Source organism: Streptomyces sp. JNUCC 64 (assembly GCF_054484115.1).
In genome coordinates this window covers 1,501,142-1,524,103 of record NZ_CM137015.1, presented here as the reverse complement: position 1 = coordinate 1,524,103, position 22,962 = coordinate 1,501,142, and the positions used below count along the sequence as shown (strand labels likewise).

18 protein-coding genes are annotated in these 22,962 nt (G+C 74.2%); all 18 read right to left on the bottom strand.

Translation table 11 applies throughout. The features are described from left to right. Positions 1–70: 70 nt before the first annotated feature. The 18 genes from ACVWNX_RS06045 to ACVWNX_RS05960 all read right to left on the bottom strand — a co-directional run bounded on the left by ACVWNX_RS06045 (position 71) and on the right by ACVWNX_RS05960 (position 22,447). A complete protein-coding gene (locus ACVWNX_RS06045) occupies positions 71–967 on the bottom strand; it encodes a TauD/TfdA family dioxygenase (protein WP_454412834.1) in 897 nt (298 codons plus the stop codon). 269 nt (positions 968–1,236) lie between these two features. Then, positions 1,237–2,496 carry an aspartate aminotransferase family protein gene (locus tag ACVWNX_RS06040; RefSeq protein ID WP_454412833.1) on the bottom strand — a complete coding sequence of 420 codons (1,260 nt, stop codon included), beginning with the start codon at positions 2,494–2,496 and terminating at the stop codon, positions 1,237–1,239. Positions 2,497–2,592: 96 nt separating this feature from the next. Next, entirely contained in the window at positions 2,593–7,185 is a 4,593-nt protein-coding gene (locus tag ACVWNX_RS06035; protein WP_454412832.1) for an amino acid adenylation domain-containing protein, read from the bottom strand. Next, positions 7,182–7,739, bottom strand: a complete 558-nt coding sequence (locus tag ACVWNX_RS06030; protein ID WP_454412831.1) for a DUF6309 family protein — start codon at positions 7,737–7,739, stop codon at positions 7,182–7,184. Before ACVWNX_RS06030 ends, ACVWNX_RS06035 begins: the two co-directional genes overlap by 4 nt. Positions 7,740–7,752: 13 nt before the next feature. Continuing rightward, the gene (locus tag ACVWNX_RS06025; protein WP_454412830.1) at positions 7,753–8,550 is read right to left on the bottom strand and encodes a phytanoyl-CoA dioxygenase family protein; all 798 of its coding nucleotides are present in this window, start codon (positions 8,548–8,550) and stop codon (positions 7,753–7,755) included. Between the two features lie 1,608 nt (positions 8,551–10,158). Next, complete coding sequence (locus tag ACVWNX_RS06020) at positions 10,159–10,932, bottom strand: sirohydrochlorin chelatase (protein ID WP_454412829.1); 774 nt, start codon at positions 10,930–10,932, stop codon at positions 10,159–10,161. Between the two features lie 4 nt (positions 10,933–10,936). Then, complete coding sequence (locus ACVWNX_RS06015) at positions 10,937–11,926, bottom strand: ABC transporter permease (RefSeq protein ID WP_454412828.1); 990 nt, start codon at positions 11,924–11,926, stop codon at positions 10,937–10,939. Continuing rightward, the gene (locus ACVWNX_RS06010; protein WP_454412827.1) at positions 11,913–12,701 is read right to left on the bottom strand and encodes an ABC transporter ATP-binding protein; all 789 of its coding nucleotides are present in this window, start codon (positions 12,699–12,701) and stop codon (positions 11,913–11,915) included. The genes ACVWNX_RS06015 and ACVWNX_RS06010 overlap by 14 nt, the downstream gene beginning before the upstream one ends. A gap of 30 nt (positions 12,702–12,731) precedes the next feature. Further along, positions 12,732–13,859 carry an aliphatic sulfonate ABC transporter substrate-binding protein gene (locus tag ACVWNX_RS06005; protein ID WP_454412826.1) on the bottom strand — a complete coding sequence of 376 codons (1,128 nt, stop codon included), beginning with the start codon at positions 13,857–13,859 and terminating at the stop codon, positions 12,732–12,734. A gap of 272 nt (positions 13,860–14,131) precedes the next feature. Continuing rightward, positions 14,132–15,496 carry a sulfate adenylyltransferase subunit 1 gene (locus ACVWNX_RS06000; RefSeq protein ID WP_454412825.1) on the bottom strand — a complete coding sequence of 455 codons (1,365 nt, stop codon included), beginning with the start codon at positions 15,494–15,496 and terminating at the stop codon, positions 14,132–14,134. Positions 15,497–15,498: 2 nt separating this feature from the next. After that, entirely contained in the window at positions 15,499–16,476 is a 978-nt protein-coding gene (gene cysD, locus ACVWNX_RS05995) for a sulfate adenylyltransferase subunit CysD (RefSeq protein WP_454412824.1), read from the bottom strand. Beyond that, complete coding sequence (gene cysC, locus ACVWNX_RS05990; RefSeq protein ID WP_454412823.1) at positions 16,473–17,081, bottom strand: adenylyl-sulfate kinase; 609 nt, start codon at positions 17,079–17,081, stop codon at positions 16,473–16,475. Before cysC ends, cysD begins: the two co-directional genes overlap by 4 nt. Then, on the bottom strand, positions 17,078–17,821 hold the full coding sequence (locus ACVWNX_RS05985) for a phosphoadenylyl-sulfate reductase (RefSeq protein WP_454412822.1): 744 nt from the start codon (positions 17,819–17,821) through the stop codon (positions 17,078–17,080). Before ACVWNX_RS05985 ends, cysC begins: the two co-directional genes overlap by 4 nt. After that, positions 17,818–17,997, bottom strand: coding sequence for a hypothetical protein (locus ACVWNX_RS05980; RefSeq protein WP_385493355.1), 180 nt, complete (start codon positions 17,995–17,997; stop codon positions 17,818–17,820). The genes ACVWNX_RS05985 and ACVWNX_RS05980 overlap by 4 nt, the downstream gene beginning before the upstream one ends. Further along, positions 17,994–19,703 carry a nitrite/sulfite reductase gene (locus ACVWNX_RS05975; RefSeq protein ID WP_454412821.1) on the bottom strand — a complete coding sequence of 570 codons (1,710 nt, stop codon included), beginning with the start codon at positions 19,701–19,703 and terminating at the stop codon, positions 17,994–17,996. The genes ACVWNX_RS05980 and ACVWNX_RS05975 overlap by 4 nt, the downstream gene beginning before the upstream one ends. A 218-nt stretch (positions 19,704–19,921) precedes the next feature. Further along, a complete protein-coding gene (locus ACVWNX_RS05970; RefSeq protein WP_454414648.1) occupies positions 19,922–20,005 on the bottom strand; it encodes a putative leader peptide in 84 nt (27 codons plus the stop codon). 150 nt (positions 20,006–20,155) lie between these two features. Further along, on the bottom strand, positions 20,156–20,725 hold the full coding sequence (locus ACVWNX_RS05965; protein ID WP_454412820.1) for a GNAT family N-acetyltransferase: 570 nt from the start codon (positions 20,723–20,725) through the stop codon (positions 20,156–20,158). Between the two features lie 456 nt (positions 20,726–21,181). Further along, positions 21,182–22,447, bottom strand: a complete 1,266-nt coding sequence (locus ACVWNX_RS05960; RefSeq protein ID WP_454414647.1) for a GAF domain-containing protein — start codon at positions 22,445–22,447, stop codon at positions 21,182–21,184. Positions 22,448–22,962: the final 515 nt, after the last annotated feature.

Sequence of the window (22,962 nt, the reverse complement as noted above, 5' to 3'; positions counted from 1 at the left end):
GGGGTTGTAGGCGCTCGGCGTGGGCCGTGGGCCGTGGGGCCTCTGGTGTTCTGTGCGCGTGGGTGTCCGGTCAGTTCCGGCCTGCCCCGGTCCCACCGGTCCCGTCGGCTCCGCCGGCCCCGTCCATCCAGAGCCTGAGCACCCGCCGGGCGCGGGGGCCGGGCTCGTCGACGTACGGGGAGCGGCCGTGGAGCACCCGGTCGTTGCGGATGACCAGCAGGTCGCCCGCCGCCAGCGACAGCCCGAACGCGATCTCCGGCCGGTGGAGCACCTCGTCGAAGAAGTCCAGCGCCTCCCACTGGCGCGGGCTCAGGGGCGGTCCGCCGCGCTCGGGCGAGGAGCGCACCGTCCGGGTCTGGTAGTAGCAGCCGACGGTCCCGTCCTCCTGGGTGAACAGGATCGGGGAGACGATGACCTGCCGCCCGGCCCGGCCCGTACGGTCGAAGGTCCAGTCCTCGCCGAGGGTGCGGAGCACGTCCGGCCGCTCCCGTCCGATGAGGTCGTGGACGTGGCGCGCGCTCGCCACCTTGGTCAGTCCACCGCCCCGCACCGCGGGTTGCAGACACAGCAGCACCAGCAGATCACAGGTGTCGCAGTGGAACCCCAGCTCGGTGTTGCCGTCGCCGTCGTGGTCCCGGAGCACCTGGCTCAGATCGCCCCGGGCGTTCTGGGGGACGACCTTCCCGAAGTCCCCCAGGGCGAACGCCAGGGCGTCCGCCAGTTCCTCCTCGGGGGCCGACGGGTCCAGCACCCCGCCGATGTGCGCGAAGCCCACCGCGCCGGTGGCCTCCGTCACGAAGGAGCGGAGCCGTTCGCGGACCGGTTCGTTCCCGTCCCAGCTCCCGGCCCGGGCCGCCGCCCCCAACCCCCGCCGGTCGTCCGCCCCGAACGGCAGCGACCAGAGCGCGCGCCGGGCCGTCAGATCCGCACTGCCCCAACCGATCTCGGACACCGTGTCGTCGACCATCTCGTGAACCACTTCCTCCGTCGTGGACTCAGGAACCGTGGACTCAGGAACCCCGGGAGACCCCGGGAACTCAGAAACCCCGGGCGACTCCGGGAACTCAGAAACCCCGGGCGACTCCGGGAACTCAGAAACCCCGGGCGACTCCGGGAACTCAGGAACCCCGGGCGACCCCGGGACATCAGGAACCCCGGCGACCCCGGGGAAGTCACGCACCGCGCGGGAACCCGGGGCCCGCCCGGGCGCGCCCCGGCGGACCGGCTGCCGACCGGCTACCGACCGGCCGCCGTGGCGAGGGCCTTCGCCCACAGGGCCACCGCCTCGTCGATCTGCTCCGCCGTCACCACCAGCGCCGGGATCATCCGCACCACGTTGAGGTCGGTGCCGCAGGTCAGCAGCAGCAGACCCAGCTCGGCCGCCGCCCGCTGGGCGGCCCGCGCGGTGTCCGGGTCGGGCGAGCCGTCGGCGTGCCGGAACTCCACGCCCGCCATCAGCCCGAGCCCCCGCACGTCCGCGACGGCCGGGACCCCGGCGGCCACCGTCCGCAGCCCGTCCAGCAACCGGGCGCCCTGCGCGGCGGCGTTGGCGACCAGGTCCTCGTCCCGGATGACGTCGAGGGTGGCGAGCGCGGCGGCGCAGGCCAGCGGGTTGCCGCCGTAGGTGCCGCCCTGGGAGCCCGGCCACGCCCGGCTCATCAGCGCCTCGGGCGCCGCGATCGCGGACAGCGGCAGCCCGCTGGCCAGGCCCTTGGCGGTGATCAGCACGTCCGGGACGACCCCGTCGTGGTGCTGATGGGCCCAGAACCGTCCGGTCCGTCCGAAGCCGGTCTGGATCTCGTCCACCACCAGCAGGAACCCGTGCCGGTCCGCGCGCTCCCGCAGCCCGGCCAGGAAGCCCGCCGGGGCCGGGACGTAACCGCCCTCGCCCAGCACCGGCTCCACGAACACCGCCGCCGTCTCGGCGGGCGCGCTGACCGTGGCGAGCACCCGGTCCAGTCCGCGCAGCGCCGCCTGGACCGCCCGCTCCCCGTCCAGACCGAGCCGGAACGCGTACGGGAACGGGGCCACCGCCACCCCGGGCATCAGCGGGCCGATCCCGGCCCGGAACCGGGTCCCGGCCGTGGTCAGGGACGCCGCGCCCAGGGTGCGGCCGTGGAAGGAGCCCTCGAAGACGATCACGTTCTGCCGGCCGGTGGCGTGCCGGGCCAGCCGGAGCGCCGCCTCCACCGCCTCGGTCCCGGCGGTCGCGTAGAACACCGAGTCCACCCCGGACGGCAGCACCTCGCCCAGCCGCTCGGTCAGGGTGAGCAGCGGATCGTGCAGGACGGTCGTGTACTGGCCGTGCAGCAGCCGCCCGGCCTGCTCCCGGACGGCCTCCACCACCCGGGGGTGGCAGTGACCGGTGCTGGTCACCCCCACCCCGGAGGTGAAGTCCAGATAGCGGCGCCCTTCGGCGTCGAAGAGGTGGACCCCCTCGCCCCGCGCGGCGACGACGGGGGTGGCTTGCTTGAGCACCGGGGACAGCTGGGACACGGATCTCCGCCTTCGGTCGGATCGGTGGGACGTCGGGCGCCGGGGCGGGTCGCCGGGGCGCGGCCGGGCATCGGGGGACACGGGCGTGTCCGGGCGTCAGGGGAACAGGAGGGTGCCGTCGGAGGGCCGGACGGGCGGCAGGAAACCGGCGTCCGCCGCCCAGGTGAGCGCGGCCGACCACCACCGCGCGGTCGGCTCGGTGAACCGGACGCCCAGCCGGTCCAGCGCCGCCACCGTGTACGCGCGGTCCACGGCGACGTTCCGCTCCTCCTGGAGCGACCAGGCCGCGGCCACCCCCGCCTCGGCCGGATGACGGCGCTCGGCCCGGGCGAGCGCCGCGGCGAACGTCTCGTCGTCGGTGAGCGCCACCCGGTAGCCGTGCCCGGCGAGCCAGTCGACCAGCCGGTCGTGCGGGGTCTCGTACGGGGTCTCCACGTGGTACGCGCCGGGCGCCGCGAGCGGGTCGACGGCCAGCGCCGCGATCCCGGCGGCCACCGTGTCCACGTGCGAGAAGGCGAAGGACGCCCCCGGCCGCCGGGGTGCCGCCCCGGCCAGCAGATAGCCGCGCACCAACTGGTAGATCCGGTTGTCCCCGGCGTTGGCCTGGAACGCCCCGGTGCGGCTGTGGGCCGCGATGTGCCCGCTGCGGTGGACGTAGGCGGGGTGCCCGGTCGCGGCCCAGGCCCGGACGGTCTCCTCGGCGTCGAACTTGGTCCGCTCGTACGGGGTGCGGAACCGCTGGCCGATCCACAGGTCCGCCTCGCCGAACCGGCGGACGGGACCCTCCACCCCGCCCGACACGGCGAGCGTGGAGACGTGGTGGAAACGGGCGTCCGGGGCGTGCGCGGTCACCCACTCCAGCAGCCGCCGCACCGCCGTGTGGTTGGTCCGCGCCAGTTCGGCGGGCGAGGCCACCAGCCGGACGTCCGCGGCGGCGTGCACGACGACTTGGGCGTCCCGGGCCCGGGCGAGTCCGGCGGGGGAGAGGCCGAGCCCGTCCCGGCGGATGTCCCCGGCGACGACCTCGATCCGTTCGTGGTCGGCGCCGAGCCGTCGCACCGCCGCCTCGTCGTCGTCCGCGCGCACCAGACAGACGACGTGCGCCCCGCGCCGGGTGAGCGCGGTGAGGAGGTGGCCGCCGAGGTAGCCGGTGGCCCCGGTGAGCAGCACCCGGGCGGGTTCGGTGACGGCGAGCCGTCCACCGGCCGTCCCACCGGTCTCCAGCCGCCCCGTCAGGAGCAGCTGTCCCGAGGTGGACAGGGGGCTGCGGACGGGCGCCCCGGCCGTCGCCCCCGCCTCCCGGGCCACGGCCCGCCCGAAGTCGCGGACCAGCTCCGTCGCGACCCGGTCCGCGATCCGGGGCGCGCCGTACACCAGGTCGCACACCAGCCGTTCGCCGACCACCCGGGCGGTGAGCCGCAGCGCGTAGAGCGGGTCCCCGCTGACGCACCGCGCGGTCCCCGCCTGTTCGTCCGCGACCGTCCAGTCCAGGGCCGGTTCGTCGGGCGGCCGGAAGGTGCCCAGGAAGTTGAAGCCGGTCTCCGGCGCGGGCTCGGCGGTGTCCATCGGGAGCACCGGCGCCCGGCGCAGGGCCTCCCTGGTCTCCTCGGCGCGCGCGGTCAGGGACCCCGCCCCCGCCGGGGTGCCCGGTGCCTCGGGGGCCCGTACCGTCACCCGTTTCACCGCCGTGAACCAGCCGACGGTGTCCAGGTGGTCGCCCGGGTCGCCGACGGCGTCCCGGCCGTGGGTCTCGACCTCCACGGTGAGCCGGGGGCGGCCGGTCGCCCCGGTCACGGCGTCGGTGAAGGCGGTCAGCAGGAACGCCTCCAGCCCCGGTCCGGCGCCGTGGCGGGCGATGAGCCGGGTGGTCCCGTCCTCGTCGAGCGTCCAGACGATCGCCTTCGGCGCGGTGGCCGTGGTGGCCGTGGTGGTCGTGCCGGCCGTGACGGCTCCGGGGCTGACGGGGTCGGCAGGGCCGACCGGGCTGGCCGGGCTGACGGCGGCGGCGGGTCCGGCGGGCGGTGGCGGTGGTGTCCGGGCGGCCCAGGCGTAGAAGTCCGGGGTGGGCGGCAGCGCGGTGGGTTTGCGGTCGACGGCGGCCCGGTAGGCGTGCGCGAGGTCGTCCAGCAGGACCCGCCAGGACACCCCGTCGACGACCAGGTGGTGGACGATCAGGGCCAGCCGGTCGTCGGTCCCGGGCGGACCGGTGAACAGATGGGCGCGCAGCAGCCGTCCCGCCGCCGGGTCCATGCCGCGGTGCAGCGCGGTGCAGAGCCCGGCGACGGTCCGGGCCAGCGCACCGGCCGCCCGGGGCAGCCGGGAGAACGACAGCGGGTCCAGCCCGGCGACCGGGCGCGGCTCGCCGTAGCCGTCGGCGGTGAGCGGACGGCGCAGCGCGGGGTGGCGTTCGAGGACGGCGGCCAGGGCGGTGGCGAGCGCGGTGGGGTCCACCTCGGCGCGACAGCGCAGCACGACCGACTGGTTCCAGTGCCGGAGGTCGTCCAGGGGCTGCCGCAGCAGCCAGCGCTGCGCGGGCGCCAGCCGTCCGGCACCTTCGCCCTCCGGGGCGGGTGAGGCGGGCGCGGCGTCCCCGGTGGCCCCCACGGTCCCGGCGTCCCCGGTGGCGTCGTCGTCCCCGGTGTCCCGGGTGGCGGTCGCCGCGAGCGCGGCGGCCGTCGGGTGCCGGTAGAAGTCGTCGTAGCCCACCCGCAGTCCCGAGCGGCGCAGCAGGGCGATGGTGCGCATGGCGAGGATGGAGTCCCCGCCCAGTTCCAGCACGTCGGCGTGCGGTCCGACGAGGGCCAGGCCCAGCGCGCCCGCCCAGAACTCGGTGAGGGAGCGGACCAGCGCCCGCTGCCGCAGATCGGCCGGGGCGGCCGGTTCCGCGCCCCCGGGCCCGGCGCGCCCGGCCCGGGCCTCGATGACCTCGGTGACCAGCGCGGCCAGCCGCTCCCGGTCGAGCTTCCCGTTGGGGCTGACGGGGAAGCGGGGGAGGACCAGGATCGGCTGGGGGACGGCGTAGCCGGGCAGCCGGTCGCGCAGATGGACGCCGAGCCGGGCCAGGACCGCGCCCTCGGCCTGGGGGCCCCGGTCGTTCCCGGGGGCCTCGCCGCCCCCGGAACCCTCGCCGTCCGGGCGCACACCGTCCGGAGCGTCCCCGGAACCCCCGGAGCGCTTGGAGCGCTTGGAGTCGATGGAGCCGATGGGTCCGTGGGAACCCCCCGGCCCCCCGGAGGAACTCCCGGAGCCGTCGGACCGCCCGGATTCCCCGGCGCCCCCGGACCGCCCGGACTCCCCGGCCTCGTCGGTGAGCCGGACGGCGGCCACCAGCTGGTTGCCTAGCGCGGTGTCCCGGACGAGGACCGCGCAGCCGCCCACGCCGGGGAACGCCTCCACGGCCCGTTCCACCTCGGTGAGGTCGACCCGGAAGCCCCGGACCTTGACCTGGCGGTCGGCGCGCCCCAGGAAGACGATGCTCCCGTCGGGCCGGCGGCGGCACAGGTCGCCCGTCCGGTACAGCAGGGACCCGTCCCGCCGGACGAAGCTCCGCGCGGTCTCGGCGGGGCGCCCGAAGTACCCGGCGCTGACCCCGCGTCCACCGATGAACAGTTCCCCGGCCGTGCCGTCGGGGACCGGCCGTCCGGCGCCGTCCAGCAGCCGCAGCTCGACCTCGCCGATGCCGGTGCCGATCGGGACGGTCGGCTCCTCCTCCGGCAACTGCCCGGCGGAGGTGGCGAGGAAGCAGGTGGCGCCGACGGTCGTCTCGGTGGGGCCGTAGTGGTTGCCCACCCGGGCGGCGACCCCGGTGTCCAGCAGCCCGGCGGCGAGCGCGCGGGGCAGGGCCTCGCCGCCCAGCAGCACGGTGTGCAGCGCGGGGGCACCGGACGGCCGGCCCTCCAGCAGCGCGCCGAGATGGGACGGGGTGGTCTTCAGCACGTTCACCCCGGCGGTGCCCAGGGCGGCCCAGAAGGCGTCCGGGTCCCGCACCTCCCCGTCGGGGACGAGGTGCACCGAACCGCCGACGGCCAGGGCGAGCAGCCAGGCGGTGTGGCCGAGGTCGGCGGCGAGCGTGGTGACGTGGGCGACGCGGACGCCGTCGTCCGGGCCGAAGCCCAGCCGTTCCGTCAGCGCCCGCGCGTAGTGCACCGCGTTGGCGTGGGTGACGGCCACCGCCTTCGGCGCGCCGCTCGAACCGGAGGTGAAGGAGAGGTAGGCCAGATCGCCGTCGGCGCCCCGGACGACGGGCCGCCGCCCGAGGGGTCCGGCCTCGGCCCAGCCGTCGACGTCCAGCCAGTGCGCCGGGCGGCGGCGCGGTCCGCGCACCGCCGCCTCGGTGGTGAGGACGTGACGGACCCGGACCGCGTCCAGCCGTCCGCCGAGGTCGGCGGGCGACCACTCGGGGTCGGCCATCACCGCGGTGGCGCCCGCCCGCAGCACCCCGTGGAGCAGCGCGAGGACCCGGGCGTCCCGGGGGCCCAGCAGGGCCACCCGGTCGTCCCGGCCGATGCCGAGCGCGTCCAGCCGGTCCGCCACCCGGTCGGCGACGGCGTCGAGCGTGCGGTAGTCGAGGGAGCGGACGCCGTCGGCGAGGGCGGTGCGGTGCGGATGGAGCCGGGCGGCGTGGGACAGGAGCTCGGACAGCGAGCGGGCGGACCGGGTCAACGGGACGTGCCGCGTCGCGGAGGTCACTCCGCCGGGTCTCCCGTCCGGGTGGCGACGGGCGGCGGCGGATCGCCGACGAGGTAGCCGTCGAGCTCCGCCCGGTCGGGCAGCCGCCCGGCCAGTTCCCAGGCGAGCATGCGGTGCAGGCCGTCGATGTGGATCAGTCCCTCCCGGACCTTGAGGTCCGAGTAGTCGGAGTGGTCGATCGGGCGGGTGCTCAGATAGAGGGGGGTGAACGGGGCCCGCTCCAGCAGGACGAGCTTCTCGGCGCAGACCGGGTTCGCCCCGGTCCACACCTCCCCGCCGGAGCGGATCCGTTCCGCCGCCTCCGCCACCGTCAGCCCGCTGCGGGGGACGAGTTCCAGCGCGCCGCCCTCGCTGAGGTGCCAGGGCAGGACGACGCCGAGGACGTCCGCGCGCGAGAACCGGACCCGCCACCAACTGCCGAACATCCCGTCGGCGAGTTCGAGGGCGGCCTTCCCGTCGGAGTTGGTGTTCGCCTGGTGGGCGCGCTCCAGGGGGTGGTCCCGCCCGTAGGCGTCCTGGACCTCGGAGAAGGGGACGGAGGTGACGATTTCCACGGTGACGCTCTCCTCAGACCGCTCGGGTGTACTCGGTGAAGTGTCGCTCCGCGAACAGCTCCGGCCATTCACCACCGGCCAGGTCGAGTTCGCGGGCCCGGGCGAGCATCTGCCGCCAGTACGGTTTCACGGGCCGCCAGCGCGCTCCCACCTGGCAGTAGGAGGCGTCGACGAAGTAGCGGGGCCGTCCCGGGCCCTCCGGGGCGGGCCGCCGGGTGTGGAACAGCGCCGAGTTGAGCAGCACGGTCGTCCCGGCGGGCAGCCGGTCGAGGACGGCCTCCCCGGGGAGTTCGCCCGTGCCGTGGTGGGCGAGCGCGTCCTTGCCCACCTGACGGCGGTGCGAACCGGGCAGCACTCCGAGGCTGCCCACCTTCTCGTCGAGCCCGCCGAGGTAGTGCAGCGCGTGCACCATCAGCAGCGAGGTGTCGGAGCGGTCGTTGGGTTCGTAGTCGTGGTGCCAGGGCTTGCCCGCGATGCCGGGGGCCTGCCGGTCGCTGTGCAGGTGGTGGAAGACGAACGACGGTCCGAGCAGCTCGGCCAGGGCCCGCAACAGGGGCGGATGGGTGAGGAGTTCGCCGTGCGCGGTCAGCTCCAGTTCCAGGAGCGGCGGCGGCCCGTGGGTGACCGGGTCGGCGCACGCGGCGATCGAACGGGCCCGCAGGCCCTCGTCCACCCAGCGGTCCACCTCGGGGACGAGCGCGGTGCGCAGGGACTCCGGGATGAGCCCGGGGAGGACGAGGTACCCGGACTCCGAGAACTGACGTCGTTGCGCTGCGTCCAGGGCCTCATGCCCCGTGGGAGACGACGGCACCGGGTCGGTCCACCCCCTTCGGACGACGGGTCGTTCGGCGGGGTGGCGTGCGGTGGGGGGAAACGGATTCGGATAAGTGCACGGAACCATCCAGACGTCGGGCGGCGTCGAGCTCTTCGGTGGAACCGGGACCGGAGGGCGTCACCACGCAGGGGAGTGACCGGTCACGCAAAGTAGTTCGCCGGGAGTATCACCCGCCTTTCGCGCCGAAAACAAGACCGCTGTCCGCCCAGGGGACGCCTTCGCGCCACCGCGCCGCACGGGCGCTGCCGACCAGCGGCGTCGTCCTCCGGACGGCCTTCCGCCGGAGCCGGGGAGGGCCCGGCGACCGGTCCCTCCCGGCCCGTGCGGACGGCCTTCCCGGCCCGGTCCGCGCGGGGGCGTCACGCTCCGCGCTCCGGCGGAGGCGGTGGACGGCGGGAGCCCACCGGACGTCCGTGGCCAGGGGCGCGGGGTCGGTTCCCGGAGGCCGCCGGTGGCGGTCACGGGGACCGACCGGTGCGGGAGTTTCCGGTCATACTCGGTGAACGAGGGATCCTCACCGCCCTTTTGCCCATCCGGCCCCATCCGGCCCCGGCCGTTCCCGGACGATGCCCGCGCGGCGTGGGGCGCGACGGGGCGCGGACGGCCTCGGTGGCGGCGGACCACGGCGCGACGAGGCGAAGCCCCGTCAGTATCCGGCCACCCGTTCGAATGGTGGACATCTCTCCGTGCGGGGCGCGGGCGCCGTTCCCGGAGCCGTCGGGGGATCGCCGGGGCGGAGTGGTCCCGAGCCCTCGCGCGACCGTCCGGCCGGGCGGGTCGCGCTCCCCGGGCCGCCCTCTCGCGAGTGCGCGGGAGCGCTCGGCCGACCGTCCGGGTGGGGGTCCGGGGCCGTCCGGCGGGGCGTGCGGATCGGGGATCCCGTCTGGGGGGAGGGGGCGGGGTCGGCGCGCGGGGTTCGCGAAAGGAGACATGTGTTCGAACTCATGGGGGTGGGAGGTCCGTCTTTCCCCCGGTAACACCCCATCGGGGTGGCCGACTTCTTTCCTCACGCCCCCCGGTGGAGGGGCCCCGGTGCGTCCCGGCGCCGCGCGCCCGCCCCGGTGCGTCAGGGGCGGACGGGGCGACGGAAGACACCTGACCGGAACGACGGGGCAGGGAGGGGCGAGTGGGGCGGACGGGGTGTCGGCCCCGGACGCCCGGACGGCCGCGCGCTCCCCACGGGTACCCGGCCGTGGGTCCGGCCCGCACCCGCTCCGAGGGACGGCGGATGGACGGGAAACGGACAGCGGACGGGAGCCGGGCGGGCCGAGGGGACCGAGGGGGCCGAAGAGCGGACGACCGGGCTTCCCGGCGTTCCGCGGGGCCGCCGAAAGCCCCAGCGGGAAGCCCGGCGAGCCCCGGAAGCCAGGAGGCCGGGCACCCGTCGAACACCCTCCGGCGAGGGAGACGGCCCGTACAACGGCCGGACCCGCCCCGTACACCGTCCGGGCCCGGACGGACACCGTCCGGGCCCGCCCGTACACCACAGTGCCCCGGACGACCGGGTGGTCGTCCGGGGCACCTCGTGCGGATCGTCCGGGGTTCAAGCCCCGAGCCTTGGGGTCCGGGCCCGAGCGCCGGGGTTCAGACCCCGAGCCGCGCCACCGACCGGAACGCGGCGTCCTGGACCCCGTACGGAGCCCGCGCCGCCGCGTCGTACCGGGCCAGCAGCACCCGCGCCACCTCCGGGGCGTCCCCCAGCACCCCGGCGATCACATCGGCCCCCGCCTCGGCCGCGCCCCGCGCGATCCGGTCCGGCAGGAAGCCGGGGGCCAGGACGTAGGGGGCCACCGCGATCCGGCGGACCCCCTCCGCCCTCAGCTCCCGCACCGCGTCCTCGGTGCGGGGAAGGCACGCGGAGGCGAACGCGGGTCGCACGGCGCACCAACCGGTGTGCCGCCACTCCCGCGCGATTTCTGCGATCACCGCGATCGCCTCCGGGTCTGTGGAGCCCGCCGACGCGAGGACGACCCCGGTCGTGGGCTTGTCGCCGGGCGTGAGCCCGGCCTCGTACAGCCGCCGTTCCAGCACGGCCGTCAGCAGGGGGGAGGGTCCCAGGACCCCGGCCTGTCGCACCCGCAGTCCCGGCGGCGCCTGACGCAGCAGCGCCGGGACGTCCGCCTTGGCGTGGAACGCGCGGGTCAGCAGCAGCGGCAGCGCCACCACGTCCCGCACGCCCCGGGCGGCCAGCGACTCCAGGACCGACGCCGCGGACGGCACGTCGAAGTCCAGGAAGCCGGTCTCCACCCGGAGTCCGGGCCGCAGCGACCGCACCCGCTCCACCAGGGAGCGCACGGTCGCCGCGTGCCGCGGATCGCGGCTGCCGTGGGCGAGGACGACGAGGACGGGGTCGTTCATGGGATCAGCTCTTCACCAGCAGGCCACGGCTGCGCAGCACCCACCGCTCCAGCGGACTGAAGATCAGCAGGTCGATCGCGATGCCGACGATCAGGATCAGCAGGATGGCGAGGAACACCATCGACATGCTGCTCGCGTTGCGGCCGTTCTCCAGGAGCTGCCCCAGCCCGACGCCCAGGTCCGGCGAGGAGGCGATGATCTCGGCCGCCATCAGCGACCGCCAGGAGAACGCCCAGCCCTGCTTGAGCCCGGCGAGGTAGCCGGGCAGCGCGGCCGGCATGACGATGTGCCAGGTGTGACGGAGCCCCGTGGCGCCCAGGGTGCGTCCCGCCCGCAGGAACAGCGGGGGCACCTGGTCCACTCCGGAGACCAGCCCGTTGGCGATCGACGGCACCGCGCCCAGCAGGATGACGGCGAACATCATCGAGTCGTTGAGCCCGAGCCAGATCACCGCGGGCGGCACCCACGCCACCGACGGCAGCGACTGGAGCCCCGACAGGATCGGTCCGATCGCCGCCCGGACGAACCGCACCCGGGCGACCAGCAGACCGAGCGGGGTGCCGATCGCCAGGGCCAGCAGGAACCCGAGGAGACCCCGGGACACACTGGTCCAGATGTACTCCAGCAGGGTGCCTTCCTGCCAGGCCGTGACGACCTCGTCCCCGACCTCGGACGGGGCCGGCAGCTTGTAGCTGTCGGTCACCTCGGCCCAGACCAGGATCTGCCACACCAGCAGCACCAGGCCCACCGCCACCAGCGGCGGCAGCACCTTGCGCACCAGCGTCTCGCGCAGCGGAGTGCGGCTGCTGGGCTGGACGGAGTCGAGCGCGTCCAGACCGGCGAGGTCGTGCGGTTCGTCCTTGTCCCGGGAACGTTCCCCGGAGCCCCGGGGGCCGGAGCCGTCCCCGGGAGCGCCGTCCTCGGCGACCGTGCCGGCGGGCCCGCTGCCGGTGCCCGTGCCGTCCTGGTCGGCCGTCGTGTCAGTGCTGGCCATGGCGGCGGATCTCCCCACGCAGTTTCTCGGTGATCTCGATGGACAGCTCCGCGACGGCGCTGTCCTCGATGCGGCGCGGCTGCGGGATGTCCACCCGCCACTCGTGCTCCACCCGGCCGGGCCGGGACGACAGCAGCACGACCCGCTCGGCGAGCCGCACCGCCTCACGGACGTTGTGGGTGACGAACAGCACCGACACCCGGGTGGTGCGCCAGATGCGGGTCAGCTCGTCGTGCAGTACGTCCCGGGTGATGGCGTCGAGCGCGGCGAACGGCTCGTCCATCAGCAGCAGCTGGCTGTCCTGCGCCAGCGCGCGGGCCATCGCGACCCGCTGCCGCATCCCGCCGGACAGCTCGTGGACCCGCTTGCCGTGCGAGCCCTTGAGCCGGACCAGTTCCAGCAGCTCCTCGGAGCGCTCGCGGCGCTCCGCCTTGGGCACCCCCCGCAGCTTCAGGGCGAGTTCGATGTTCTTGCCCGCGGTGAGCCACGGGAACAGGGCGTGCTCCTGGAACATCAGGGCGGGACGCCCCCCGGTGGCGATGGTGCCCTGGCTGGGCTTGTCCAGCCCGGCCACCAGGTTGAGCAGGGTGGACTTGCCGCAGCCGGAGGCCCCCAGGAGGGTGACGAACTCGCCGGGCGCGACATCGAGACTGATGTCGTCCAGGACGAGCTGCGGCCCGGCGGGACCGTCGAAGGACTTCGAAACGTGCTCGATGCGTGCCGCGGGAGCGGCCGTCTGGGTACCGTCGGCGGCCTTGGCGAACGTCGTGGCCATGGTGGTCACCTTCCTGGGGTCGTCAGTCCGCTACTTCACGCCGAGTCCGGCGTCCTCGACCGCGGGCTCGCCCTCGGCCTTCAGGACCTTGTTCAGCGTCGACAGGTCGTAGATCCCCTTGAGGTCGGGCTTCTCCAGCAGACCGGCCTTCACCGCGTGGTCCGCCCCGGTCTTCAGGGTGGAGGCCAGCGGGTCGTTGGTGAACTCGATCGACGGCCACGCGTCGTTGAGGACGTCGTCCGGCAGGGCCTTGCCGGAGAGCGCCTTCAGCTTCTCGTTGGCGGTCTTCTTCGCCTCGTCCGGGTTCGCCTTGATCCACGCGTTGGTCTTCACCGTGCCGCGCAGCACGGCCTCGACCACGTCGGGGTGCTTGTCGAGGAACTTCTGCGACACGATCACGTGCGTGATCACGAACTTCTTGTCCGGCCACAGGTCGGACTCGTTCAGCAGCACCTTGCCGCCGAGCGACACCAGCTTGGCCGCGGTCGGCTCCGGCACCCAGGCCCCGTCTATGGAGCCCGAGGAGTAGGCGTCCGGGGTGATCTTGTTGTCGGTGCGGACGACGTTCACATCGCCCTTGCCGCTCTGCGCGTCGACCTTCCAGCCCCGCTCGGCGGCCCAGTTGAGGAGCGCCACGTCCTGGGTGTTGCCGAACTGCGGGGTGGCGATCTTCTTGCCCTTGACGTCGTCCAGGGACTTGATCTTCTTCGGGTTGACGACGAGTTTCACGCCGCCGGACGCCGAACCGCCGACGATCCGCAGGTTGGTGCCGTTGGACTTCGCATAGCCGTTGATCGCCGGGTTGGGGCCGATCCAGCTGATGTCGATGGAGCCCGAGTTCAGCGCCTCGATCGCGGAGGGACCGGCGTTGAACTGCGAGTACGACGCCTCGGTGCCGCCCAGTTCCTTCTGGAACAGACCGCGGTGGTCACCGACGAGGGCGGTGGCGTGGGTGAGGTTCGGGAAGTAGCCGATCCTGACTCTGTCGGCGGAGAGCTTCTTGGCGTCGGCGGCCGGGGCCGCCTTGTCGCCGTCCTTCTTGTTCTCGTCCGACTTGGAGCCGTAGCCGCAGGCGGTGGCGGCGACCGCGAGCAGCGGGAGTGCGACGGCGGCGGCCAGTCCGCGTCGCAGGGTGGTGGAACGGAGGGTTGCAGGCACGGGAGGTATTCCCCTCGTCGGCCCGGCGTTCACGTACTCATGTCGTGGCCGGGAGATCGGCAGGTCTTCGTCTTGCTCGGCACAGCGAGTGGGGGGTGAGGGCGCGCAAGCGGTGCGCGTACGTCTTCACGCACATCGCCCGACGCCGCCCTGCCCACTGCCGAGCGCGCCACTGCCGACGCGTCCCCCCTCTTTCGCGAACGTCGCGAAGACGTCCACACCGGTCGTCGTCGTGTCCACGGGACCGGCCACCTCCCCCTGTCTGCGCATGCTCAGAAGTCCCACCCCTCGTCGTCGACGCCCCCCTCGGCGTCGGCGGTCTTCTCGGTACGGGTCGTGGTGAACGACTCCCCGGCCATGCCCGCGGCCAGGGTCGTTCCATCGGCCGGATCGATCAGCAGGAACGATCCGGTGCGCCGGGACTCCGCGTAGGCGTCCACGGCGAGCGGCTCCGCGGTGCGCACCCGCACCCGGCCGATCTCGTTGGCGACCAACCGGCCGGGCTCGCGGTGCTGGGAGAGGTCGTCCAGGGTGAGCCGGGACGGGATCTCCTTCACCAGGGCCTTGACCGTACGGGTCGTGTGCTTCAGCAGCACCCGCTGGCCCACGGCCAGCGGGGTGTCGGCCACATGGCACACGGTCGCCTCGATGTCCTGGGACGTGGCGGGCGCGTCGGCGCTCGGCACGATCAGGTCACCGCGTGAGATGTCGATGTCGTCGGCGAGCAGCAGCGTCACCGACTGCGGGGTCCAGGCCACGTCGACCGGCTCGCCCAGCAGGTCGATCCCGGTGATCTCGGAGGTCCGCCCGGACGGCAGTACGGTCACCCGCTCGCCCACCCGGAACGTCCCGGCCGCGATCTGTCCCGCGTACCCCCGGTAGTCGGGGAGTTCGGCGGTCTGCGGCCGGATCACGTACTGCACCGGCAGCCGGGCGTGGCACTCGGCCAGGTCATGGCTGACGGGGACGGTCTCCAGGTGCTCCAGCACCGTGGGACCGCCGTACCAGTCCATGTGGGCCGAGGGGTCCACCACGTTGTCCCCGGCGAGCGCCGAGATCGGGATGGCGGTCACCTCGGGCACGCCCAGCTCGGTGGCGTAGGCGGTGAACTCCTCCGCGATCCGGGCGAACACCGGCTCGGCGTACTCCACCAGGTCCATCTTGTTGACCGCGAGCACCACGTGCGGCACCCGCAGCAGCGCGGCGATGGCCGCGTGCCGCCGGGTCTGCTCCACCACGCCGTTGCGGGCGTCCACCAGGATCACCGTCAGCTCGGCGGTGGAGGCGCCCGTCACCATGTTCCGGGTGTACTGCACATGGCCCGGGGTGTCCGCCAGGATGAACCGGCGGCGCGGGGTCGCGAAGTAGCGGTACGCCACGTCGATGGTGATGCCCTGCTCCCGCTCGGCGCGCAGCCCGTCGGTGAGCAGCGCCAGGTCGGGGGTCTCCTGACCGCGGTTGCGGGAGGCGTGCTCGACGGCTTCCAGCTGGTCCGCGAGGACCGACTTGGAGTCGTGCAGCAGCCGTCCCACCAGGGTGGACTTGCCGTCGTCCACCGAACCGGCGGTCGCGAAGCGCAGCAGGGTGGTCGCCGAGAGAACGGCGTGCTCCCCGGCCGTCGTGGTGCTGTTGGTCATGGCTAGAAGTACCCCTCGCGCTTGCGGTCTTCCATCGCGGCCTCGGACAGCTTGTCGTCGGCGCGGGTGGCGCCCCGCTCGGTCAGCCGGGACGCGGCGATCTCCGTGATCACGGCGTCCAGCGTGGTGGCGTCCGAGTCGACGGCCCCGGTGCAGGACATGTCGCCGACCGTCCGGTAGCGCACCAGCCGCTTCTCGACGGGCTCGCCGTCCTTGGGGCCGCCCCACCCGCCCGCGGTCAGCCACATGCCCGACCGGCGGAACACCTCGCGCTCGTGCGCGAAGTAGATCTCCGGCAGCTCGATGGACTCCCGGGCGATGTACTGCCACACGTCCAGCTCGGTCCAGTTGGAGAGCGGGAAGACCCGGACGTGCTCACCGGGGGCGTGCCGCCCGTTGTAGAGCTGCCACAGCTCGGGGCGCTGGCGGCGGGGGTCCCACTGGGAGAACTCGTCGCGCAGCGAGAACACCCGCTCCTTGGCCCGGGCCTTCTCCTCGTCCCGCCGTCCGCCGCCGAACACCGCGTCGAAGCGGTGCTGCTGGATCGCCTCGGTCAGCGGCACGGTCTGGAGCGGGTTGCGGGTGCCGTCGGGGCGCTCGCGCAGGGCGCCGCGGTCGATGTAGTCCTGCACCGAGGCGACGTGCAGCCGCAGCCCGTGCCGGGCCACCACGCGGTCGCGGTAGTCGAGGACCTCGGGGAAGTTGTGGCCGGTGTCCACGTGCAGCAGGGTGAACGGGACGGGCGCCGGGGCGAACGCCTTCAGCGCCAGGTGCAGCATGACGATGGAGTCCTTGCCGCCGGAGAATAGGATCACCGGCCGCTCGAACTCGCCCGCCACCTCCCGGAAGATGTGGACGGACTCGGACTCCAGCGAGTCGAGGTGCGAGAGCGCGTAGGGGCTGCCGGGGCCGGTGGCGCCGTGCCCGGCGCGCACCTCGTCGCCCTGGCCCTCGCGGGCGGTGGCCGTGGTCGCCGTCATGCCAGTCCCCTCTCGGTGAGCAGCGCGTACAGCGCGGCGGCGGACTCCTGGACGGTCTGGTCCTGCGACTCGATCCGCAGGTCCGGGGCCTCGGGTGCCTCGTAGGGGTCGTCGACCCCGGTGAGGCCCGCTATCTCCCCGGCGGCCTGCTTGGCGTACAGCCCCTTGACGTCGCGCACCGCGCACACGTCCACCGGGGTGGCCACGTGGACCTCCAGGTACGGGGTGTCCGCCTTGGCGTGGCGCTCCCGCACGGCCTGACGGCTGTCGGCGTAGGGGGCGATCACGGGGACGAGGACCAGGACGCCGTTGCGGGCGAGGAGCTCGGCGACGAAACCGATGCGCTGCACGTTGGTGTGACGGTCCGCGCGGTCGAAACCGAGGCCCGCGGAGAGGAACTCGCGGATCTCGTCGCCGTCGAGGACCTCGACCCGGTGACCGTCGGCGCGCAGCCGCCCGGCCAGTTCGTACGCGATCGTCGTCTTGCCCGCGCTGGGCAGGCCCGTGAGCCAGACGGTGGCTCCGCTCACGTGAGTCTCCTCGGCATTCTGGGTCTCCTGGTGTGGGGGGCGGGGGGTGGTGTCCCCGGGGCGGGCGGCGGTCATCCGTGCAGCCCGCATTCGGTCTTGCCCCGGCCCGCCCAGCGTCCGGCGCGGGCGTCCTCGCCGTCGAGGACCCGCCGGGTGCAGGGCGCGCAGCCCACGGAGGCGTAGCCGTCCATGAGCAACGGGTTGGTCAGCACGCCGTGTTCGAGGACGTACCGGTCGACGTCGTCCTGGGTCCAGCGGGCGATGGGGGAGACCTTCACCTTGCCGCGTCGCGCGTCCCAGCCGACGACCGGGGTGTTCGCCCGGGTGGGCGACTCGTCGCGGCGCAGTCCGGTGGCCCACGCCTCGTAGCGGGTGAGGCCCTCCTGGAGGGGGGCGATCTTCCGCAGCGCGCAGCACAGGTCGGGGTCGCGGTCGTGCAGCCGCGGTCCGTGCTCGGCGTCCTGCTCCGCGACGGTCCGACGGGGCGTCAGGGTGATGACGTTGACGTCCATCACGACCTCGACCGCGTCCCGGGTGCCGATGGTCTCCGGGAAGTGGTAGCCGGTGTCGAGGAAGACCACGTCCACGCCCGGCCGGGCGCGGGACGCCAGGTGCGCGACCACCGCGTCCTCCATGGAGGAGGTGACGCAGAAGCGGTCGCCGAAGGTGTCGGCGGCCCAGGTGACGATCTCCAGGGCGGAGGCGTCCTCCAGGTCGCGTCCGGCCCGCTCGGCGAGGGTCCGCAGCTCGGCCGCGCGCTCCTCGCCGGGGTGGCCGTCCGTGTCGTGCGGTGCGGTGGTTCCCGTGGCGGTCATATCGAGTCCCCTCCGGTGTCCTGGCGTCGGAGTCCCCGGGCGAGCAGCCCGAGGAACTTCAACTGAAAGGCGCGGTTGCACGCCGCGCATTCCCAGGCGCCGTGGCCCTGCTCGTTGGGACGGAGGTCCTCGTCCCCGCAGTAGGGGCAGTGGAAGGGGGCTGCGCGCTCGCTCATGACAGGGCCTCTTCCGAGGCGCGGGTCACCCAGGTGGCGAACCGCTCGCCGTCCTCGCGCTCGGCCTCGAAGCGGCGCACCACGCGCTCCACGTAGTCGGGCAGCTCCTGCGAAGTGACCTTGAGGCCGCGGACCTTGCGGCCGAATCCGGCCTCCAGGCCCAGCGCGCCGCCGAGGTGCACCTGGTAGCCCTCGACCTGGTTGCCCTCGTCGTCCAGGACCAGCTGGCCCTTGAGACCGATGTCCGCGACCTGGATGCGGGCGCAGGCGTTGGGGCAGCCGTTGAGGTTGATGGTGAGGGGTTCCTCGAACGCGGGGAGCCTGCGCTCCAGTTCGTCGATGAGGGAGGCGGCGCGCGCCTTGGTCTCGACGATCGCGAGCTTGCAGTACTCGATGCCGGTGCAGGCCATGGTGCCGCGGCGGAACGGGGACGGCGTCACCCGCAGGTCCAGCGCCTCCAGGGCGGCGACCACGGAGTCGACCCGGTCCTCGGTGACGTCGAGGACCAGCATCTTCTGCTCGGCGGTGGTGCGCAGCCGTCCGCTGCCGTGGTCCTCCGCGATCTGCGCGATCTTGGTGAGGATGGTGCCGTCCACCCGGCCGACGCGGGGCGCGAAGCCGACGTAGAAGCGGCCGTCCTTCTGCCGGTGCACGCCCACGTGGTCGCGCCAGCGCTCGACGGGCTGCTCGGGGGCGGGGCCGTCGGCCAGCTTGCGCAGCAGGTACTCGTCCTCCAGTACCTGGCGGAACTTCTCCGGGCCCCAGTCGGCGACCAGGAACTTCAGCCGGGCGCGGTTGCGCAGCCGGCGGAAGCCGTAGTCGCGGAAGATGCCGATGACGCCCTCGTAGACGTCGGGCACGTCCTCCAGGGAGACCCAGGTGCCCAGCCGGACGCCGAGCTTGGGGTTGGTGGAGAGCCCGCCGCCGACCCAGACGTCGAAGCCCGGGCCCAGTTCGGGGTGGCGGACGCCGACGAAGGCGATGTCGTTGATCTCGTGCGCCACGTCGAGCAGCGGGGAGCCGGAGATCGCGGACTTGAACTTGCGGGGCAGGTTGGAGAAGTCCTTGTTGCCCACGATCCGGCGGTAGATCTCGTCGATGGCGGGGGTGCCGTCGATGATCTCGTCCTCGGCGATGCCCGCGACGGGGGAGCCGAGGATCACCCGGGGGGTGTCACCGCACGCCTCGGTGCTGGACAGACCGACGGCTTCCAGCCGCCGCCAGATCTCCGGGACGTCCTCGATGCGGATCCAGTGGTACTGGATGTTCTGCCGGTCGGTGATGTCGGCGGTGCCCCGGGCGAACTCCTGCGAGATCTCGCCGATCACCCGCAGCTGCTCGGTGCTGAGCCGTCCGCCGTCGATGCGCACGCGCATCATGAAGTACTTGTCGTCCAGCTCCTCCGGCTCCAGGATCGCGGTCTTGCCGCCGTCGATCCCGGGCTTGCGCTGGGTGTACAGACCCCACCAACGCATACGGCCGCGCAGGTCGTTGGGGTCGATCGAGTCGAAACCCGTCTTGGAGTAGATCGTCTCAATCCGTGTCCGGACGTTGAGACCGTCGTCGTCCTTCTTGAACTGCTCGTTGCCGTTGAGGGGGGTGAAGTGGCCCTTGGCCCACTGGCCTTCGCCACGGTGCCGTCCCACCTTGCGGCGGGCCGCGGCGGCGGCGGGCTTCTGCGGCGGCGTCGAAGCCGAGGAGACCATGGGAATACGTCCTTCGGACAGGCAGGAAAGCGGCTCTTACCTGCGCATACGGAACAGCACGGAGATGCGGGCATCCGTGCGCGGCACTGCGCAGTACAGGGGTGGCGGCGCAGCCGGCCCGGGGAGGATCCGGGGGCTGTCACGGCGCCGGAGGTGCGGAAGTCGCTCGGGGCTGTGTGGGGTGAACGGCGAGGGCGAACGGCTCGACTGAAGGGCGGTCAGAGCGCCGGACAGATGGCGCTGGACACGCGGACGAGGTCGACGTGGCGTCGACTCACCAAGGCAATTCCAGCTGGAGACATGACGGAAGCGTGGCACGGCGTCGTCCGACCGGTCCAGCGTTATCCGCTATGTGGACATCCTTGTCCCGAATCGTGAGACGGAGTGTCGTTGGTCACACGGAGCGCGCCCCCGGGGTCGCGAGGGGGTCGCGGTGGGGTCGCGAAACGGTCTCAGACCGGGCCCGCGCCGGGCCACGGACCGGGGGTCGCGACCTCCGGCTCCTCCTCGGTCCGGGTCTCGTAGAGCCGGAAGCCCCGCCGCAGGTAGTTGTCCATCGCGTACGGGCCGTCCTTGCTGCAGGTGTGCAGCCAGACCCGGCGGGTGGGGGTGAGATCCGGCCAGCGGGACGCCAGGTCCCAGGCCCGGGCCGTGCCCACGGTGAGCAGGTGCCCGCCGATCCGGCGCCCCCGGAAGGCGGGGATCAGACCGAAGTACACGATCTCCACCGCCCCGTCCGCCTGGGCCTCCAGCTCCACGTACCCCGCCGGGGTGCCCCGGTCGTAGGCGACCCACGTCTCGGTCCCCGGCCGCTCCAGCCGCTCCCGCCAGTCCGCGTACGCCAGCGGGAGCCGGTCCGTCCAGCGGATGTCCCCGCCCACGGCGGTGTACAGGAAGCGGCTGAACTCCGGCGACGGCACCTCCGCCCGGACGATCCGGACGTCGCCGTCCGGCTCCTTGGCGGGGACCAGGTCGGCGGGCGCGGTCTGTTCCAGGGACCAGGTGGTCACGGTGATGCTCATGGGGCCCAGGGTACGGAGGGGGTTCCCGTCGCTTCCGCCGGGTCCCCCGTGGAGGCGGGGGCGGCTCCGGCCCCGCCCGTCGGGCCCGTCGCTTCCGCCGGGTCCTTGTGGGTGCGGGGGTGGCTCCGGCCGTTCCCGCCGGGTCCGTCGCTTCCACCGGGTCCTTGTGGGAGCGGTGGGGGTGGCTCCCACCGCTCCCACCACTCCCGCCGCTCCCGCTGCTCCCGTCGCTTCCGTCGGGCTCCGTGGCCGCCCCTCTGGTTCCCCGGCCCTTCCCGTTGCCCGGCTTCCGCTCCCGCCCCTCCCGTCGTGGGCTCTCCTTCCCCCGGCCCCTCCGGTTCCCCGGGTTCCTTCCCCTTCCCTTCGCCTCCCCTTCCCCTCCCCTCTTCCCCGTGCCCCCGGCGCTCGTCGGGGCTTCCGGGCGGCGCGGGCCCGCCGATCGGGCGGCCCCCGGCGTCAGGGGGTCCGGATCTCCGGGGCCGTCGAATGGGGGAGCAGGTCCCCGTGGCGTTCGGGCAGCGCCAGTTCCACCGTCACGTCCTCGCGGAACCGGTACGGACGGTGGAGGAGCAGCCCGCCCAGGTACTTGCGCACCCGGGACAGCTCGGCCCGCACCGTGACCGTCCGGCCCCGGTCCCCGAACACCGCCGCCGCCAGCTCGGCCGCGCTGCGTCCGGGCCGGTGCGCGGCCAGCAGGTACAGCAGCTCGGCGTGGCGCGGCGTCAGCTCGTGCGTCCACCCGCCCGCCTCCCCGGACACCGTCACGTGCCACCGGCGCGGCTCCGAGACGTCCAGCCGCACCCGGGTGGCGGGCGCCTCCTCCGCCTCCTCCGGCCGCAGCAGCCACCCTCCGGGCAGCGCCTCCACCCGGCACCGCCCGAGCGGAGGCAGCCAGCTCTGCCCCGGGCCCAGTCCCCGGGGCAGCGCCACCCGGTCCACCGGGGCCAGCCCCGTCACCCCGGCCGTCCAGCCGTCCCGGTCCACGGCCAGGGCCCGGCCGCCGATCCGCGCCAGCATCGGCGCCGCCACCGACCGCAGCCGGTCCAGCCCGGTCAGGTGCCGCTCCCGCAGCGCCGCCTCCGCCAGCTTCGCCACCGACGCCACCAGCGCCAGCGCCGCCGGGTGCTGCGTCTCGTACGGGCCGCTCACGTCCACCGCGCCCAGCAGCCTGCCGTCCCGGGGGTCGGTGATCGGCGCGCCCGCGCACGACCAGGGGTGCTGGGCGCGGACGAAGTGCTCGGCGGAGTGCACCCGCACCGGCCGCCGGGCCACCAGCGGCGTGCCCATCCCGCTGGTGGCCACCACCGCCTCGCTCCAGTCCGCCCCCGGCTCGCACCCCAGCAGATCCGCCCGGCGCAGCACCCCCGGGTGCCCCTCCCGCCACAGGACGCGGCCCTCCGCGTCACAGATGAACATGATCGCCTGGGAGGTGCCGGTGAGCGGTTCCAGCGCCTCCCGCAGCAGCGGCAGCACCGTGCGCAGCGGGGAGCGCCGACGGTGCTCCGCCAGTTCCTCCGGGGTGAGCAGGGGCCCCTGGCAGACCTGGTCGGGGTCGAGGCCGCAGCGCGCCGCCCGGTCCCAGGACGCGCCGATCACCGGCCGGGGCGCTCCCGGGGGCCGGTCGCCCGTCAGGGCCGCCGCGTGGACGTCCCGGAGCAGCCGCGCCGACCGCTCCGGGTCCACGGCGGTCAGCCTCGCCCTCTCGACGCCCGACGGCATCACCACACGCCTCCCCCTCCGGGCACCACCCGTGCGCACCGCCCGCCGGTGGGAGCGGTCCCGTGCCCCCATGGTGCCCGGCCCGGTGATCGTTCCGCGCGGGCGGGGTTGCAACCTCCTGCAACTCTGGCGGACGGTCGGGCGGTGCTCAAAGCTGGGTGCGGCGCCGCTCGTTCGGCGCGGGCTCCGGGTCACGGGGCCGAAGCGGGGGTGGCGCCGTGTCGGCGCGGCGCCACCCCCGTGAGCCTTCGGGGGTGGCCGTCTTTCCGGTGGGGCTCCCGCCTCGTCCCGTCCGGCCACGGGTCCGTGGTGGGCCGCCCGCGCCGTTCCCCGCGCCCCTGACGGGGCCTTCCGGACGGTGTTCGGCTCGCTGTCGTGGAGGGTCGCCCGCGCAGTTCCCCGCGCCCCTACGGGGCACCCCGTAGGGGCGCGGGGAACTGCGCGAGCAACCGTCCACGGTCCGCACTCGAAGATCCGGAGGCGCGGGAGCGTCGTACGGCGGACCGCGCCCGGAAGGG